This window comes from Pseudomonas sp. NFACC42-2 (assembly GCF_900116055.1).
Classification (GTDB): domain Bacteria; phylum Pseudomonadota; class Gammaproteobacteria; order Pseudomonadales; family Pseudomonadaceae; genus Aquipseudomonas; species Aquipseudomonas marginalis.
In genome coordinates, this window is record NZ_FOZO01000008.1 from 35,859 (window position 1) to 49,830 (window position 13,972).

13 protein-coding genes and 1 pseudogene are annotated in these 13,972 nt (G+C 63.5%); 2 read left to right on the forward strand and 12 right to left on the reverse strand.

The window, feature by feature from the left end; translation table 11 throughout:
- Positions 1–8 precede the first annotated feature (8 nt).
- The 3 genes from BM416_RS16390 to BM416_RS16400 all read right to left on the reverse strand — a co-directional run bounded on the left by BM416_RS16390 (position 9) and on the right by BM416_RS16400 (position 3,236).
- Complete coding sequence (locus BM416_RS16390; protein WP_092488748.1) at positions 9–953, reverse strand: N5-glutamine methyltransferase family protein; 945 nt, start codon at positions 951–953, stop codon at positions 9–11.
- Positions 954–964: 11 nt separating this feature from the next.
- Positions 965–2,338 carry an iron-containing redox enzyme family protein gene (locus tag BM416_RS16395; RefSeq protein WP_092488749.1) on the reverse strand — a complete coding sequence of 458 codons (1,374 nt, stop codon included), beginning with the start codon at positions 2,336–2,338 and terminating at the stop codon, positions 965–967.
- A 148-nt stretch (positions 2,339–2,486) separates the two neighbouring features.
- Positions 2,487–3,236: a glucose 1-dehydrogenase gene (locus BM416_RS16400; protein WP_092488750.1), complete on the reverse strand. Its 750-nt coding sequence runs from the start codon at positions 3,234–3,236 to the stop codon at positions 2,487–2,489.
- 144 nt (positions 3,237–3,380) lie between these two features.
- On the opposite strand from BM416_RS16400, the gene BM416_RS16405 reads away from it, so the two are divergent.
- Complete coding sequence (locus BM416_RS16405) at positions 3,381–4,241, forward strand: AraC family transcriptional regulator (RefSeq protein ID WP_092488751.1); 861 nt, start codon at positions 3,381–3,383, stop codon at positions 4,239–4,241.
- A gap of 25 nt (positions 4,242–4,266) precedes the next feature.
- On the opposite strand, the gene BM416_RS16410 is transcribed toward BM416_RS16405, so the two are convergent.
- From BM416_RS16410 to BM416_RS16420, 3 genes and pseudogenes are all read right to left on the reverse strand, one after another.
- The gene (locus tag BM416_RS16410; protein ID WP_092488752.1) at positions 4,267–5,244 is read right to left on the reverse strand and encodes a saccharopine dehydrogenase family protein; all 978 of its coding nucleotides are present in this window, start codon (positions 5,242–5,244) and stop codon (positions 4,267–4,269) included.
- Positions 5,241–5,390: pseudogene (locus BM416_RS16415) on the reverse strand (VOC family protein); the annotation flags it as partial. The pseudogene BM416_RS16415 and the gene BM416_RS16410, both read right to left, overlap by 4 nt.
- A gap of 70 nt (positions 5,391–5,460) precedes the next feature.
- Complete coding sequence (locus tag BM416_RS16420) at positions 5,461–6,204, reverse strand: SDR family NAD(P)-dependent oxidoreductase (protein ID WP_092488754.1); 744 nt, start codon at positions 6,202–6,204, stop codon at positions 5,461–5,463.
- A gap of 138 nt (positions 6,205–6,342) precedes the next feature.
- On the opposite strand from BM416_RS16420, the gene BM416_RS16425 reads away from it, so the two are divergent.
- Positions 6,343–7,230, forward strand: coding sequence for an AraC family transcriptional regulator (locus BM416_RS16425; RefSeq protein WP_175539078.1), 888 nt, complete (start codon positions 6,343–6,345; stop codon positions 7,228–7,230).
- A gap of 20 nt (positions 7,231–7,250) precedes the next feature.
- On the opposite strand, the gene BM416_RS16430 is transcribed toward BM416_RS16425, so the two are convergent.
- The 6 genes from BM416_RS16430 to BM416_RS16455 are packed head-to-tail and all read right to left on the reverse strand — an operon-like array spanning position 7,251 to position 13,936.
- Entirely contained in the window at positions 7,251–8,327 is a 1,077-nt protein-coding gene (locus BM416_RS16430; RefSeq protein WP_092488755.1) for a protein-glutamate methylesterase/protein-glutamine glutaminase, read from the reverse strand.
- Positions 8,290–8,820 carry a chemoreceptor glutamine deamidase CheD gene (cheD, locus tag BM416_RS16435; RefSeq protein WP_092488756.1) on the reverse strand — a complete coding sequence of 177 codons (531 nt, stop codon included), beginning with the start codon at positions 8,818–8,820 and terminating at the stop codon, positions 8,290–8,292. The genes BM416_RS16430 and cheD overlap by 38 nt, the downstream gene beginning before the upstream one ends.
- Positions 8,817–9,626 (reverse strand): CheR family methyltransferase, encoded by an 810-nt coding sequence (locus BM416_RS16440; RefSeq protein ID WP_092488757.1) that lies wholly within the window; start codon positions 9,624–9,626, stop codon positions 8,817–8,819. The genes cheD and BM416_RS16440 overlap by 4 nt, the downstream gene beginning before the upstream one ends.
- A 9-nt stretch (positions 9,627–9,635) precedes the next feature.
- Positions 9,636–10,175, reverse strand: a complete 540-nt coding sequence (locus BM416_RS16445; protein WP_092488758.1) for a chemotaxis protein CheW — start codon at positions 10,173–10,175, stop codon at positions 9,636–9,638.
- Positions 10,176–10,211: 36 nt separating this feature from the next.
- Entirely contained in the window at positions 10,212–11,870 is a 1,659-nt protein-coding gene (locus BM416_RS16450) for a methyl-accepting chemotaxis protein (protein WP_092488759.1), read from the reverse strand.
- A 29-nt stretch (positions 11,871–11,899) separates the two neighbouring features.
- Positions 11,900–13,936, reverse strand: coding sequence for a chemotaxis protein CheA (locus BM416_RS16455; RefSeq protein ID WP_092488760.1), 2,037 nt, complete (start codon positions 13,934–13,936; stop codon positions 11,900–11,902).
- Positions 13,937–13,972: the final 36 nt, after the last annotated feature.

Below are 13,972 nucleotides of genomic sequence, written 5' to 3' on the forward strand. Positions count from 1 at the left end.
CATAATCGTCAGCGCAAACGGGTGACGGTGAGCGCCACCACGGCGATCCGCTCCACACGCTCATAGCCGGGCTTTTCCAGCTCTTCGCCGAACACATCGGGGTCAAGTTCGCGGTAGGTCCACCCAAAGGCATCGCTGCCCAGCAACGGCGTGACGGCGGCCAGGAACGGGTCTTCCCCGGCGACAATCGCCACGCCGGTGTAGAGCACCAGGCTGCCGCCCAGGGCCAGGCGCCCAACGGCCTCGCCGGCGATGCGCACCGACAGTTGCTCGCCCAGTGCCCCGCCGCCATGCCGGTAGGCCCGCTGGCGGTCGTCATTCATGTAGGGCGGGTTGGCGACGATCAGGTCGAACGTGCCTTCGACGCTGCCCAGCACATCGCTGTGGTACGCCGTGACATTCGCCAGTCCGGCCAGCTCGGCATTCACTGCCGTCAGGCGCAAGGCGCGCGGGTTGATGTCCACCGCCAGCACCTCGGCGTCAGACCGCGCCCGGGCGACCACCAACGCGCCTACACCGGCGCCGCAGCCGATGTCCACGGCGCGCTTGATCGGCTCGAAGCGCTGTTGCATATGGGCTTCGATCAGTTGGGCAAACCGATAGCTGTCAGGCCCGAAAAATACCGCGTCCGCTTGCGTGGTGGGGTACGCCGAGTGGGCAAACAGCAGGTCGTCCAGGCTCGACCAACGCACCGCACTGCGCCACAGCGCCTCGTGTTTTTCGATCACCTCGGCCTGCTGCAGCTCCTCTCGAAACGCCTCGGGCAACAGCTCGCGGTCAAACGGCAGCGACCAGCCGAAGACGTCCCGCAGGTCCTTCGCCAGCGGCCTCCCCTGGCGCTGGAAAAACCGCTCATGGGTCAAGGGCGTTGGCGTGATGAACCGGTAGCCATTTTCCTTTAACCCCCGGCCCAGGTTCAGCAGGGCGCGGTCGGCGAGTTGTTGTGCAGACATGGGTGATTTCCTTAGCGCAGGCGCGCACGCAGTTGGATAAAGCGGCGAGTGGCATACAACCCGGCGGGCGTGCAGTGACGCCGCGCCGACAGCCACGGGATCAGCGCATTGAGCTGCTGCTCATCAGGCAGGTTCCACAGCGAATCCACCAGCGCCTGGGTGTCCGGGTCGGACGGGCGATGCTGCTCGCGGGAGAAGCGGCTGCCGCGTCCGGGCCGCACGGGCGCCACACGTTGAGCGCTGATCCAGTCACCCGCGATCCAGTCGCGCAGCAGCTGTTTCTCATAGCCGCTGAACACGCCGAACATCGCCGCGCCCGCGCCTTCGATCAATTGCCAGAAGCGACTCTCGGCCGGATCCTGGTTGCGCTTGATCCAGCCCTTGTCTTCCAGGGCCTGGAGAAAGGCGCCGATCTGCCCCGGCCGCGCCAGCCATTGGTTGACGGTCTTGCCTTCGAAGCGGCAGTAATCCGAATGCATGTGCTGGCCGAACGTGCGCTTACGTTCAAGCATGGCAACCACTTCGTCATTCAGGTTGAAGTCGTGGATAACGGCGCTGGTCCCCGGGCCGAGGTCATTCAGGCGATACCCATCGGCCACGCGGCGATAGAAGTCCTCCCTGCCCTCCCCCAGCGGCAGCAGGTTCAACACCGACTGCGCGGCCTTGCAGGCGTGGCCGCTGCTGGCATTGTCGATGGTGACGTGGAGGGTGAAGTAATACGGGTCGATGCCCAGTTCGCTCAACTCATACGCGGTGATCAGCAGGTGCAACGGCAACTGCTCATAACCGAGGTTGAAACCGATGATCTCCGGCAGAAAGTCGTCGGCGCACAGGCCCAGCGCCAGTTGCAGGGCGCCTTGCAGGTAATGGTTGTCCTCAAGGCCGGCGTCGCTGTCGGCATCATGCTCACTGAGTAATTTGCGATAGATCACCACATGGTTCTGCGCCGCTTCGCCGTCACCCAGCTCTTCGAGATAGGTGGTGAGCAGGCCGTCGAAGCGCGGGTCGTGCCAATAGCGCAGCAGGCCATTGAGCCAGGCACCGTCGACCTGTTTGGTCGGCGCCACGCGCTGCAGGAAATACAGCGCATGGGCCTTGTTCTGAAAATAACGACGTGGCCGGCCTTGCTGGCGTTGCTCCAGGTAATCGGCATAGGCCTGGGCCACGTCGGCGCAGCGCTGTTCGATCCAGGCCGGCAGTTGTTCGGGCATCTGCGGCAACTCACTGGGCGCGTCGCGCACCTGCGCCAAGTGCGTGCGCAGAAACTCCCGCGCAACCTCTTCAGCGCCAGGGGTTTCGCCATACAGGTGTTGGTACAACCACTGGTACTGACCCGGTTGGGTGATGGAGGCCGGCTGGCCCGACAGCGCTGTGAGAAGCGTCATGATGGCAGTTTCCGCAAAGTCCGATCCAACCAGGCCTCCCGACAAGGAGGCCCCGCAAGCGCGCTCAACAGCACACGCATCTAGAATGCAGAGCCTGCGGGCATGGGGAAAATTCAATCGGGGTTGTGCGGCTGCGGATCAGTGGTCGTCAGTAGCCCACGCCACGTACGCCGCCCGAGGCACGGATCGACTCACCTGTGACCCAATGCGCCGCCTCGGAGGCCAGGAATACGGCCAGCGGTGCAATGTCCTCGGGCTCGCCGAAACGCCCCAGCGGCGTGCCGGCAATCAGCGACTGACCAAATTCGCCGGCGAAGTTGCCATCGGTGGCAGGCGTATGGGTATGGCCGGGCAGGATCGAATTGACGCGAATACCGCGCGGTCCCAACTCACGGGCCAGGGCAAACGTCAGGGTATCCACCGCCCCCTTGGTGGCCGAATAGACGCTGGAGGCCAGGTACGGGTCGGTACTGAGGATCGAGCTGATATTGATGATACTGCCGCCCTGCCCCAGCAACTTGACCGCCTCACGTACCGCCAGCAAGTAGCCCAGTACATTGAGGTTGAACTGCTTGTGAAAGGCCTCTTCGGTCAGGTCTTCAATCATCTGGAACACCGCCACGCCCGCGTTGTTGACCAGGATGTCGAGCCTGCCGTATTCGCTGCGCACCGTGTCGAACAGGCGTGTCACATCGGCAGCCTGGCTCATGTCGGCGCGCACGCCGAACGCAGTGCCACCGTGGGCGTGGATATGGGCGACCACCGCATCGGCGTCAGGTTTGCTGTTGGCGTAATTGACCACCACCGTCGCCCCTGCTGCTGCCAGGGCCTTGGCGATGCCGGCACCAATGCCTTTGGAGGCGCCAGTCACGACTGCGATTTTTCCATTGAGTGTCATAGCTGTTTTCCCAGGTTGAGTGATAGTGCTGACCCCCAGTATTCGGGCAAGGCCTGAAACGGCGGTTGCCGGTTTCTCTTCCATGCTTGCCTATTCTTCGCACGTGGCTTGCTTTACCTTCTGCCAGGGCTCATGGTCAGCGCCATGAACGACAACCTGAATGAACTGCGCCGTCTGGTGATGCGCGCAGAAAACACCTGGACCGATACCGGCCTGCCGCGCGTAGCGATGGTCCAGGCCGAAGCCTGTGCCGATCAGTTGTACCCGCCGATGGTGCACCTGGTGCTGCAAGGCTCGAAAACCCTCTCGATTGGCGATCAGGTCTCGACGTACGGGCCGTCCAGCTATTTTGTGGTGCCGGTGGAGGTACCCGCCACCGGCCAGGTCCACGCCGGCGCACCCGGCCTGCCCTACCTGGCACTCAGCCTGACCTTGGAGCCTACGGTGATCGCGGCCGTGCTGGCGGATGAAGTCCCCCCCGAAGAAAGTCTGGGCGCGCAACGGTTCGCGGCGTTGCAGGCCACCGACGAATTGCTGGACGCCTGGCTGCGCATGCTGCGCCTGATGGATCGGCCCAGCGAAGCGGCTGTGCTGGCCCCCCTGATCGAACGGGAGATTGTATTTCGTGTATTGCAGGGCCCACTGCGCTCAACCCTGGTGCAAATGGCCCGCCCCGATGGGCGCCTGGCGCAGATCCGGCGAGCCACCGCGTGGATTCGAGAGCACTACACCGAACCCTTTCGCGTGGAACCGCTGGCGGCCATGACCGACATGAGCGTCGCGGCGTTCTATCGGCACTTCAAGGCGGCTACCGCAATGACGCCGATTCAGTACCAGAAGCACTTGCGCCTGTTGCGGGCGCGCTGGTTGCTGCTGTTCGACAGCCTGGATGCAGCGTCTATCGCGTTCCAGGTGGGCTATGAAAGCGCCTCGCAGTTCAGCCGCGAATACGCACGACTGTTTGGCCTGCCGCCGATCAAGGACGCGGCCAGGTTCAAGGTCTAGCCCCACCACCAGCACTGCCTGAAGGTTAAAAATCGACGATGCGGGTGCCTGCAATCGTCTGGGCAAAGCCCACGCCAAACAGGTGTGCAGGGCTTTCAAAGCCGCTGCGGCGCTCACCGCCAAGCACCCGCCGCGCGGCTTCCACAGCGGCGAGAGGCGTGTAGCTGTAGCCATTGACGGTCTCGATCACCGAGCGCGCCACGCTGCCATCCGCGCCGGTCACTTCGGCGATGGCGCGGGCGCGATGGGCGTCACGCTCGACCTGCGTGGGGCCGTCGGGCAGTTGTGACAGGTCACCTTCGGGGAAGGCGTCGCCACTGATGTGCACGAACATCGCGATATCCGCGATCGCGGTGGAATGCCAGGCGGTCACCAGGTCGCCGAAGGACAGCGGCACGCACAGCACCGGGCCATCGCCGAAGTCCAATAGCTGGGGCTGTGCGTCCGGGGTCGCGATCAGTTGGCCGTCGACCCTTGCCATAACGCCCGCGCCGATGATTTCGCCCACACTCAGCGCCGAGCCTCGAGACATCGAGCCCGGCACTTGCAGGGCGATGCGCAACGATTGGGGCTGCCGCACGCGCTGGGCGACATGCATGGCCAGACAGTCGGTGGGCACGACGTCCCAGCCGACACCGGGCAGCAACATGACGCCGGCTGCGGCGGCGTCGCTGCCGAGTTGCTCGGCCAAGCGATAGACGTTGATCTCGGCGGTGATATCCAGGTAGTCGACCCCGGCCTTGATACAGGCCTGCATCAAGGTGCCCGCCGTGTGGGCGAAGGGCCCGGCGACATTGAGCAGCACATCGATACCGTCCAGGGCCTCAGCGGTGGGTGCCTGCGCGGTGAAGACGCGGTATTGCACCTCGAGTTGGGCCGCGAGCGGCGCCAGCCGTTCGGCATTGCGCCCGGCGATCACCAGGGCCAGGCCCAGTTTTTTGGCGTGTTCGGCGGCCATGCGTCCGGTATAGCCGGTGGCGCCGTAGATCATCAGGGTTTTCATAGGCTGTGCTGCCAGTTCTTGTAGACGAATTCGAGGCTGTACCCGTCCGGGTCCAGTACGTTGGCGGCGTAGTAGTCGGGGTCGTAGTGCAAGCGGGCGCCGGGTGCACCGTTATCGCGGGCGCCATGGGCCAGGGCGGCGGCGTAGAAACCCACGGAACGCGGGATGTCACTGACTGAAAGAAAGAGATGATCAAGCATGCGGTAGCCTCGCGATTCAAATGATGTAGCCGCCCGCGACCTCAATTGTCTGGGCATTGATCCAACGGCCTTCTTCCGACAGCAGCATGGCGATAACCCGTGCCACGTCTTCCGGTTCGCCTACACGGCCCAGGGCGGTTTGCCCGGCCAGCAGCGCTTCGAACTCATCGTTCAAGCCACCGCCCAGTTCGGTGCGGATGGCGCCGGGTGACACCGCGTTGGCACGGATACGGCGCTCACCGAATTCCTTGGCCATGTAGCGGGTGAGTACGTCGAGGCCGCCCTTGAAGGCGGCATATGGCGCCACACCGGCGGTAGCGACGCGGGTGGTGGCGCTGGTGAGGTTGACGATGCTGGCGTGTTCTTCCAGCAGCGGCAGCAGGGTCTGGGTGAGGAAGAACGGGCCCTTGAGATGGACGTTGAACAGGCCGTCGAATTGCGCTTCGGTCACGCTTTCAAGCGGGTTGAACAGGCCATAGCCGGCATTGTTGACCAGCCCGCCCAGGGTGTTTGCACCCCAGGTGGTACGCAGGGTCTGCACCACGGCGTCACGGAACGCTGCGAATGTCCCGGTAGCGCTGACATCCAGCTGCAACGCCGCCGCCTTGCCGCCGGCCGATTCGATGCGCTGGACCACCGCACGTGCGGCCTCGGGGTTGCGGTTGTAAGTGAGGATCACGCCGTGACCTTGGCGGCCACACAGTTCGGCGGTACTGGCGCCGATGCCACGGCTGCCTCCGGTAATCACGATAACGCTCATGGCTTGCTCCACTGTTGAAAAGCTGAGTCACCACAATAGCCATCGCCCTACCCCCTGACGCAGCCGTTCCTACTCCAATCCTGCCTGTTTCTGCTTTTTGCTTGCGCAAGGTCTGCAGGAAGGCACAGCATGGCCAGCATGAATACTCAATTGATCGAACTGCGTGCCCTGGCCGCCAGGGCCGAAAACCGCCGCACCGAGACCGGTATCCCGCGAGTGGCGATGGTCCAGGGCGAGATTCCAGAGCATATGCTCGCGGCGGTGTATGACCCGATGATCAACCTGATCCTGCAGGGCAGCAAATCACTGACCGTGGGCGACCGCACGTTGCACTACGACCCGGCGACGTATTTTGTGATGTCCATCGAGTTGCCCGCCGTAGGCGTGGTCAACCCGGCAAGTACGGGCGAACCCTACCTGGCGGTCAGCCTGACCCTGGACCCGGCGGTGCTCACCACCTTGCTCAATGACCTGCCCGCGCCAAGCGGTCGCGGCGAACAGGACGCGGGGTTTTCAGTGGCGGCGGTGACGCCTGCGTTGATGGACGCCTGGGTGCGCATGCTGCGCCTGATGGGCGACCCGGTGGCTATCGCGGCCTTGGCGCCGGTGTATGAGCGGGAAATCCTCTACCACGTGCTGCAAGGCCCCCATGGTTGGATGCTGCGGGAAATCGCCGCGCCGGATACCGCCATGGCGCGGGTCAGCCAGGCGATCCAGTGGATACGCCGGGACTATGCCGAACCGATCCGGGTGGAGGCCTTGGCACAGAAGGCGGCGATGAGTGTTTCGGCGTTTCTCCGGCACTTCAAGGCGGTGACCAACTTGAGCCCGTTGCAGTACCAGAAACGCGTGCGCCTGTTAAACGCGCGCATGTTGATGCTGGCCAGTGCGAGCAGCGTGACCAAGGCCGCGTTCGAAGTGGGGTATGAAAGCGCGACCCAGTTCAGCCGCGACTATGCGCGCGTCTTCGGGCTGCCGCCGGCGCGGGATACGGCGCGGATTCTGGCGCAGAGCAAAGGACAGTGAACACAGGCCCGCGCTCTATTTCACTTATACAAGATCGCCTGATGGATATCCTCCAGCGCCATGATGCGTTGGGCAGCGTTGAGCTTGATGGCCTCCTTGGGCATGCCGAACACCACGCAGCTGGCCTCGTCCTGGGCCACCGTGGCGGCTCCAGCCTCGAGCATCTCCTTGAGCCCGCGCGCGCCGTCGTCGCCCATGCCGGTCATGATGATGCCGGTGGCGTTCCTGCCGGCGAACTTGGCCACCGAGCGAAACAGCACATCCACTGATGGCCGATGCCGGTTGACCAAGGGCCCATCAATGACCTGGGCGTGATAATAGGCGCCGCTGCGGGTGACCATCAGGTGCTTGCCACCCGGCGCGATCAGGGCCAGGCCAGGCAGGATGCGGTCATTGTTGCGCGCTTCGCGCACCTCGATCTCGCATACGCTGTTGAGGCGCTCGGCAAACGAGGCGGTGAATTTTTCCGGCATGTGCTGCACGATCACCATGCCTGGGCACACCCTCGGCAATGCCGTCAGAACCGCCTCCAACGCTTGGGTACCGCCGGTAGACGTGCCGATGGCGACGATACGCTCGGTGGTCTGTGCCATGGCATGGCCATTGGCGGCAGGCAGGATCGCATCCGCGGTGAGTTTGCTGGCCGGGGCCGGCGCCGGGCTGGCGCTGCGCTTGCCCAGGTTCCTGACGTTGGAGTTCGCTGCGGCGCGGATCGCGGCCACCAGCTCGGCCGCCGACTCGATCAGGAAACTCTTCAACCCGGTAGTGGGCTTGGTGATGATTTCCACCGCGCCCGCCGACAGCGCCTGCAGGGAGGTTTCCGCGCCTTTCTGGGTCAGCGAGGAGCAGATCACCACCGGCGTCGGCCGTTCGCTCATGATTTTCTTGAGAAAGGTGATGCCGTCCATGCGCGGCATTTCCACGTCCAGCACGATCACATCCGGCCATTCCCGAGCGAGTTTGTCCATGGCGAAAATCGGGTCGGAGGCGGCGCCCATGACGTGGATATCCGGTGTATCGCTGAGAATCGCCAGCAGTACCTGGCGCACCACGGCCGAATCATCGACCAGCAGCACACTGATTTTTTTGGTAGGCATCTTGTTGAATTGTTCCCATTGGTTGGTGCCGGACCCAGACGTTGCCGTTCCACAGGTCGAACATGATCGTGCGGTAACCGGTACTGCCCATGTCCTGGGCCGTCAGGTGCAGGTGATAGTGCTCGGCCAGGGCCAGCGCCGCGCGAATATTCAGGCTGGCCACGTCCTGCTTCGGCAGGCGGCGCAGCTGGGGAAACATCTTGCCGCCGCCGAACAACTTGACCTGGTAATCCTGTGCATGCGTGCCATTGATCTCGGCGTGGCGCAGCAGCAGTTCCAGGGCTTCGTCGGCATATCGGCCGTCCAGGGGCTGATGGTCGCGCACGCGCCCCGGCAGCATGAAGTGACACATGCCGCCGATCAGCCGTTGCGGGTGCCAAAAGGTGATCGCCACGCATGAGCCGAGCAAGGTGCGCAGGCGCGTCGGCCGCGTCGCGAAGCTGACCTGGCCAGGCGCCAATACCACTTCGGCCGTACCGACGGGCTTTTTCATGGCTTGCGGTAAATCGACGGTGCCACCAGCTTCAAGGTGTCGTTGACACCGTGGAGGCTTTCCGAGTGACTGATGATCAGGTAACCGCCCGGCTTGAGCAGCGGCAACAGGCGCGCGACTACCTGGCTCTTGGTCTGCTGGTCGAAATAAATCATCACGTTGCGCAGGAAGATCACCTCGAACTCACCCAGGGCCGGCAGCGCTTCGTTAAGGTTGACCTGGACAAAATTGACGCGGCTACGCAAGGCCTTGTCGATCAGCAAGGTGCCCTCCTGGCGACCAATGCCCTTGAGGCAGTACTTGGCCAGCAGCGGTTGGGGCAATGTCTCGGTGCGTTCCAGGGAGTAATGGCCGGTGCGCGCCTTGGCCAGCACTTGGGAGCTGATGTCCGAGCCGACCACTTCCCAGGGCGTGCTGCCGAGGCTTTCGGCCAAGGTCATCGCCAGGCTGTAGGGTTCTTCACCGGAGGAGCTGGCCGCGCTCCACACGCGAAACACCTTGCCCGGCGCGGCCCGGGGCAGCACGTGCTGACGCAGGAAGTCGAAGTGCTTGGGCTCGCGAAAAAAATAGGTTTCGTTGGTGGTCAGCAAATCCAGCGCAACCTGCAGTTCGCCCTTACGCTGGTCATTCATGATCAGCTTGAAATACTCACCATAGCTGTGCAGCTCATAGTGCTTGAGGCGCTTGAACAGGCGCCCGGCCACCAGGGCTTTCTTGGTCGGCGACAGGTTGATGCCGGCCGCGCGGTACAGCCAGGTCTGGAACTGACCGAATTCATGGTCATCGATGGATACGGTGTCTGGCATGGTCGGGTCTCAACGCGGGTCGAGGTCGAGGGCCGGCGCCTGGCCGGCCTCGGCGAGGCTGGACATCTCATCGATGGACAGCACCTTGTCCACCTCCAGCACGATCACGAACTTGCCGTCGACCTTGGCCATGCCGCTGATGAAATCGGCGCGAATTCGCGCACCGAAGTTGGGTGGCGGTTCGATCTGCGTCGCCGGGATCTCCCGTACCGCAGACACCGTATCGACCAGCAGCCCGATGTCCTGGGCCTGGCCATCTTCGGTACTCGCCTCGATGATGATCACGCAGGAGCGCCGGGTGATCGCCGAGTTGGTCCGGCCAAAGCGCGCCGACAGGTCGACCACCGGCACCACCGCGCCGCGCAGGTTGATCACCCCGCGTACGAACGCGGGCATCATCGGCACCACGGTCAGGCTGCCGTATTCGATAATTTCCTTGATCCCCAGAATGCCGATGGCGAACATTTCGCCGCCGAGCATGAAGGTCAGATACTGCGCATCCTCATCGACCGCTGCTGCGGTCTGCCGAGTCGTCATTGCTGCACCCATGTCACTCTCCCTAGTAGGCCCGTATTGATCGTGGGATCAGAAGCGGGTGAAATCCGCTTCGTCCGGGGCACTGGCCATGGTGTAGGCGAACGCCTTGCGCTGCGCCGGTGGTTTCGGTTGTGGCGCCTGACGGTTGGGCTTGCTGCCCGGGCTGTCCACGCTGTTGCTTTGAACTGCGGCCTTGGGCGCTGAATCCAGCACGAAAAAGCTCATGGCCTGTTGCAGTTGCTCGGCCTGGCTGCTCATTTCTTCCGCCGTGGCCGCCAGTTCCTCGCTGCTCGAGGCATTTTGCTGGGTCACCTGATTGAGCTGGGTCATCGCGGTGTTGATCTGCGCGACACCGGCCGCCTGTTCCTCGGACGCGGCGCTGATTTCCTGCACAAGGTCGGACGTCTTGTTGATGGAGGGCACCATTTCGTCGAGCAACTTGCCGGCCTTCTCGGCCATGTCCACGCTGCTGGAGGACAGTTCACCGATTTCCTGGGCGGCAACCTGGCTGCGTTCGGCCAACTTGCGCACTTCGGCGGCCACCACGGCGAACCCCTTGCCGTGCTCGCCGGCCCGAGCGGCCTCGATGGCGGCGTTGAGCGCGAGCAGATTGGTCTGGTAGGCGATGTCATCGATGATGCTGATGCGCTGGGCGATTTTCTTCATCGCCACCACGGTCTGCTGCACCGATTCGCCGCCCTCGGTGGCTTCCTTGGCGGCCTTGCTGGCCATGCCATCGGTGACCTTGGCGTTTTCGGTGTTCTGATTGATGCTGGCACTCATCTGCTCGACCGACGCACTGGTTTCCTCGACGCTGGCGGCCTGCTCACTGGTGGCCTGGCTCATCGATTGCGCGGTGGCGCTGACCTCCTCGGAGGCGCTGGCCAGGTTATCGGCGGCGTTACGCACCTCACCGATGATATGCGCCAGCTTGCCGACCATGTTGCGCATGGCGTTGAGCACCATGCCGGTTTCATCCTTCCCGCCCGGCTCGATGTGCGCGTTGAGGTTGCCTTCGGCCAATTGCTCGGCGGCGCTCGCGGCCTGGCGCAATGGGCGGGAAATGATCCGCGCGATGAACATCGCCAGGCCCAGGCCAATCAACAGGGCCGCCACCAGTACCGCGATGATCGACACCCGTGCGCTTTCATACAGCACGGAACCCTTGTCACCTGCGGCCGTTGCGCCGGCATCATTGAGCTCGACCATTTTCTGCAGACGGGACGTCACCTCATCGAAATGCCCCTTGGATTCTCCCCTGAGCAAACCGCGCGCCTGGGCTTCCTGGTTCTGGCGAGAAAACTCAAGCACCTGCTTGCTGCTTGCAAGGTAGGCGTCCCAAGCGCTTTTCACACTGGCCAGGAGTTGCCGATCTTCATCGTTCGACAGCAATTGCTCGTAGGTGCCCACGCGGGTTTCGAACTGTTGGCGCGCGTCGGCGGCTTCGCGTTCGGCCTGGGCCTTTTCCTCGGCAATCTCGGTGCCGATGTGGCGGTTCTCTTTCAAGCGATAGTTGGCGGCAAAAAAACGCATGCCTGCCGCGGCACGCATGGAGGGCATCCAGTTGCCCTTGATGTCCTGGGCGGCCTGGTTGACGGCACCGAGCTGGAGGATGGCGAAGCCGCCCATGGCCCCAGTGAGCGCCAGGACCACCAGGAATGAACAGATCAACTTGGTGGAAATCTTAAGATCGTAGAACCATTTCATCGGGGAACCTCCATGGAATTGCAAATGCGTCAGCGAGCGACGGCCGGTGGCGACTGAGGCGCCTGGGCCGTGCGGGCTTCCAGTTGTACGATTTGGTTGAGCAGTACCGGTACATCCAGGATCAGGGCCACCGCGCCGCTGCCCAATATGGTCGAGCCGCTGATGCCACGCAGTGCACCGAACAGCTTGCCCAGGGGTTTGATCACGGTCTGGAACTCGCCGAGCAGGTCATCCACCACCAGCCCGGCCTTATGCTCGGCGTAACGCACCACCACCACATTCTGGCGTCGGGACGCGGGGCCTTCGTGACTGAAGTGGTCGCGCAGGTGCACCAGCGGCAACACCTGGCCACGCAGGTCCAGATAGCCCGTGTCGCGGCTGGACTGGCGCTGCTGTTCATCCAGCTCGATACACTCCTGGACCATGTCCAGGGGAATCACGTAGGTGGATTGGTCGATGCCGACCAGGAACCCATTGATGATCGCCAGGGTCAGCGGCAAGCGAATGCGCACCACGGTGCCCTGGCCGGGGCGGCTGTCGAGGTCGACGGTGCCGCGCAACAGGGTGATATTGCGCTTGACCACGTCCATGCCGACACCGCGCCCGGACAGGTTGGTCACCGCCTCGGCGGTGGAGAACCCGGCCTCGAAGATCAGGTTGTAGATCTCTTGGTCGGTGAGCACCGCACCGCTGGCCACCAGCCCGCGCTCCTGGGCCTTTTGCAGGATGCGATCGCGGTTGAGGCCGGCGCCGTCGTCGGCGATCTCAATGACGATGCTCCCCGAGTCGTGGTAGGCATTGAGGCTCAGATGGCCCTTGGCCGACTTGCCGGCCGCCCGCCGCGCATCGGCGCTTTCGATGCCGTGGTCCATGGCGTTGCGCAACAGGTGCATCAGCGGGTCGCCGATCTTCTCGACCACGGTCTTGTCCAGTTCGGTTTCCGCGCCGCTGATGCTCAGTTCGATGTCCTTGCCCAGCTCCTGGCTGATATCGCGCACCACGCGGCGAAAGCGGTTGAACGTGTCGCCGATGGGGATCATGCGCAAATGCAGGGCGCCATCGAGGATCTCTTCCACCAGCCCCGAGACTGTCGAGGAGGCCTCGTGCAACGGGTCGTTGTTACAGGACCGGGCCAGCAGGTTCGCGCCGGCGCTGGCGATGACCAGCTCACCCACCAGGTTGATCAACTCGTCGAGTTTGTCGGCGTTGACGCGCACGTAATTGCCGTCGCGGCTTTTCGCTTCGCCGGCCGCCAGGCGCTGCGGTGCAGCCGTCACAAGACTTGACTCGGCCTGCGTGCCCGGCTCGCCCGCCGGGGCCTGGGTGCTGTCGGGCGCTTCATCGACGGCACTGATGTGCACGTCACAGTCGTCACGCACGAAATCGAACACCTCGTTGAGGCTGGCGTGGCTGGCGGTCGAGCGCAGGTCGATCTCGAAACCCAGGTAGCAGCTTTCCGGGTCCCAGCTGTCCATGGGCGGGATGCTATCGGTCAGGGTGGCGACCTGTATCAACTGCCCCAAGGTCTCGAGGTAGCGCAGAAATGACAGCGGGTCCATGCCATTACGAAATACGTCCACGCCGAAGCGCAGGGAGATGTGCCAGAGCACTTCGACCGCCGCGTCGTCGGCCACCTCGGCGGTTTCGACGCTGGCAGTGGCGGTTCGCATCGGCTGGTAGGCACTCAGCGCCTCGCGCAATGCCTCACCGCGCTCCAGAGCGGCAGGCGTCGGCACCTCACCGCGGTTGGCGACCACTTCGACCAGTTCGAGCATGTGGTCGCCGCACTTGAGCAGCAGCGCGATCAAGGCAGCGTCCACCGCCACACTGCCTTCGCGCAGGCGGTCAAGCACGTCTTCGACGATATGCGTGAACCCGACGATCGACGCCAGGCCGAAAAGGCCCGCCGAACCCTTGATGGTGTGCGCGGCGCGGAAAATCGCGCCGATGGCATCCTGGTCGCCGGGCTCGCTTTCCAATTGCAGCAGGGATTGCTCCATGGCCTGCAACAGCTCGCGCGCCTCAACGATGAATGTCTGTTGTGCCTGATCGAGATTGATGCTCACCGTGACTTTCCTTGTCTATCAAAAAACCTGGGAAGC

What these genes read in the sequence shown, in the direction of transcription:
- BM416_RS16390 (WP_092488748.1), bottom strand. Translation starts at nt 953, where the DNA reads ATGTCTGCACAACAACTCGCCGACCGCGCCCTGCTGAACCTGGGCCGG.
- BM416_RS16395 (WP_092488749.1), bottom strand. Translation starts at nt 2,338, where the DNA reads ATGACGCTTCTCACAGCGCTGTCGGGCCAGCCGGCCTCCATCACCCAA.
- BM416_RS16400 (WP_092488750.1), bottom strand. Translation starts at nt 3,236, where the DNA reads ATGACACTCAATGGAAAAATCGCAGTCGTGACTGGCGCCTCCAAAGGC.
- BM416_RS16405 (WP_092488751.1), top strand. Translation starts at nt 3,381, where the DNA reads ATGAACGACAACCTGAATGAACTGCGCCGTCTGGTGATGCGCGCAGAA.
- BM416_RS16410 (WP_092488752.1), bottom strand. Translation starts at nt 5,244, where the DNA reads ATGAAAACCCTGATGATCTACGGCGCCACCGGCTATACCGGACGCATG.
- BM416_RS16420 (WP_092488754.1), bottom strand. Translation starts at nt 6,204, where the DNA reads ATGAGCGTTATCGTGATTACCGGAGGCAGCCGTGGCATCGGCGCCAGT.
- BM416_RS16425 (WP_175539078.1), top strand. Translation starts at nt 6,343, where the DNA reads ATGAATACTCAATTGATCGAACTGCGTGCCCTGGCCGCCAGGGCCGAA.
- BM416_RS16430 (WP_092488755.1), bottom strand. Translation starts at nt 8,327, where the DNA reads ATGCCTACCAAAAAAATCAGTGTGCTGCTGGTCGATGATTCGGCCGTG.
- cheD (WP_092488756.1), bottom strand. Translation starts at nt 8,820, where the DNA reads ATGAAAAAGCCCGTCGGTACGGCCGAAGTGGTATTGGCGCCTGGCCAG.
- BM416_RS16440 (WP_092488757.1), bottom strand. Translation starts at nt 9,626, where the DNA reads ATGCCAGACACCGTATCCATCGATGACCATGAATTCGGTCAGTTCCAG.
- BM416_RS16445 (WP_092488758.1), bottom strand. Translation starts at nt 10,175, where the DNA reads ATGGGTGCAGCAATGACGACTCGGCAGACCGCAGCAGCGGTCGATGAG.
- BM416_RS16450 (WP_092488759.1), bottom strand. Translation starts at nt 11,870, where the DNA reads ATGAAATGGTTCTACGATCTTAAGATTTCCACCAAGTTGATCTGTTCA.